Origin of the sequence: Schnuerera sp. (assembly GCF_035459645.1) — a bacterium.
Lineage (GTDB): Bacteria > Bacillota > Clostridia > Tissierellales > Tepidimicrobiaceae > Schnuerera.
In genome coordinates this window covers 1-1,870 of the sequence record NZ_DATHXO010000068.1, presented here as the reverse complement: position 1 = coordinate 1,870, position 1,870 = coordinate 1, and the positions used below count along the sequence as shown (strand labels likewise).

3 protein-coding genes are annotated in these 1,870 nt (G+C 28.8%); all 3 read right to left on the bottom strand.

Translation table 11 applies throughout. From position 1 onward, the window contains the following. Positions 1-70 precede the first annotated feature (70 nt). Positions 71-1,048, bottom strand: a complete 978-nt coding sequence (locus VK998_RS01695) for a DUF3991 domain-containing protein (protein ID WP_325224782.1) — start codon at positions 1,046-1,048, stop codon at positions 71-73. 16 nt (positions 1,049-1,064) lie between these two features. Continuing rightward, positions 1,065-1,349, bottom strand: a complete 285-nt coding sequence (locus VK998_RS01690) for a hypothetical protein (protein ID WP_325224780.1) — start codon at positions 1,347-1,349, stop codon at positions 1,065-1,067. 15 nt (positions 1,350-1,364) lie between these two features. Further along, positions 1,365-1,870 (bottom strand): hypothetical protein (locus VK998_RS01685; protein ID WP_325224777.1); only part of this gene is annotated, 506 nt, incomplete at its 5' end.

Genomic DNA, 1,870 nt, shown 5'->3' with positions numbered 1-1,870 from the left:
GGTAATCTTGCCCTTTCAAAGCAAAGCTTTGTTAGGTACACCCTGGATATTGAAAAACAAAAAAGAAGAGCTATAGTTCCAAGTTGAACTTCTCTTCTTCGCCACGCCTAAGGAACACATTTTTCTCCGTAAAAATTTGATTATATGTTGTATTTATCAAATCTTCATTGTAATCTTTATTGATGGGATACTGTTCTATGACGTTATATTTATTTTTATACCCACTTCTAATTTTATTAGTGGCCTTAATCCCCGTTTTGTCATTATTAAGGCATAGGACTATATACCTGATCATTGGATTGTCTTCTAAGTATTGTTTCAATGCCTTATCAGATACCCCTCCTAAGGAGATAATATGATGGTTAAAGGAGTTGATATTATATAACTTTAAAATAGTTAAATAACTAAGAACTTCTATTGGAGATTCACATACATATACCTTATCGCTTGTACCCTCAATAGCAAAAGGATATGCTTTATCGGAGTTTTTTACATCACCTTTAAATACAGTATTAGTGTTAGTACTTCTTAAATTTCCATATCTAGGATTATTATTATTGTCATATCCAACAAATACGCAGTTTTTATTTTTGTCTTCATATAATTTACCTTCTTTGATTAATTTATATACTAAGTTCTTATCTATTTTTCTTGTCTTTATCAGATAAGCTATGACATGTTTATAAGTGTTGCTTTTTTCTGGAAGAATAAACTCTCCTTTTTCTTCTGTTTTTCTTTTAGCTATACTGTATTGCTTATGGTGATTGGTAGTAGGATTAAAGCCTAGTAATTGCTTTACTGATTCTACCCATGTTTTATTCTCTATGAACATTACAAATTGTATTGGACCACCTCCTTCTCCCTTAGAGAAACAGTTCCATTTATTTAAGATAGGATTTATATATAGTCCTCCATAGCCTTCTATATGATATGAATCTTTTCCTACCTTTTTTAATTCCAATCCTATGTTTGCTGCATAGTCCATTAAATTAACATTATTAGCTTGAGTTAATTCTTCATCTGTAAATCTAAGCCTTTTATGGGCCATTATTTATCACCTACTTCTAAATTTCTATTTCTTCTATATTGGTATCACCTATAGAAAATTCATTAGCTGTAAACACATCTAAATCTGTTAAGTCTAATTGGTCTATACTCATTATTGGTTTATATCCTCTTTTAAATTTTTGATAATCATCCCATGAATATTTCTTTTCATCAAATATTTCAAATAATCTTCTTCTAAAGTTCCTACTATCTACTTCTAATATAAACCTATCATAATCCCTGTCTTCATCTGGTCTATCATCTTCAATATCAAAGTATATAGTTATTAATAATCTTCGCATTTTCTTCACCTTCCTCTAAACTTCTATTTCCTCTTCCAACTCATTATTTTGTGAAAAATATAATTCTAATGCATATTCTATGATTTCTTCTATTTCTTTTTGAGTTTGATTTTCTTTAAAATATTTATTAATTAATTTTGGTTTTAATTTAAAGTTTTTAACTTTCTTAGGTTTGTTGAAATACTTTCCTGATAACACTTCATAAGCTTTGTCATATTTAAAATTACTTCCTTGGGAATAGGATTTTAGAATATCTGATTTCTTTAGATCTACTTTAAATCCATAGTCATCTAATATGTCTTCTACTATCTCTTGTTCTTCCTGTTTCAAGAAAGATAAATCAACAGCTGCTGTAAAAGGAATTTCATTATTATCAAGTCTTTCTTTTAGTTCTGCTATAAGAGTATCTATTCTTAGATATCTTGATACCATTCTAGGAGAAAGATCATATTGGTCTCCTATTTTATCTCTACTTTTTAATTGGTGGCCAATTTGGCCATTAGTTGAGTTTTCCTCTAAAT

Bases quoted from the DNA above. Each gene is read 5' to 3' on its own strand.
- VK998_RS01690 (WP_325224780.1), bottom strand. From the start codon at position 1,349: ATGCGAAGATTATTAATAACTATATACTTTGATATTGAAGATGATAGA.
- VK998_RS01695 (WP_325224782.1), bottom strand. From the start codon at position 1,048: ATGGCCCATAAAAGGCTTAGATTTACAGATGAAGAATTAACTCAAGCT.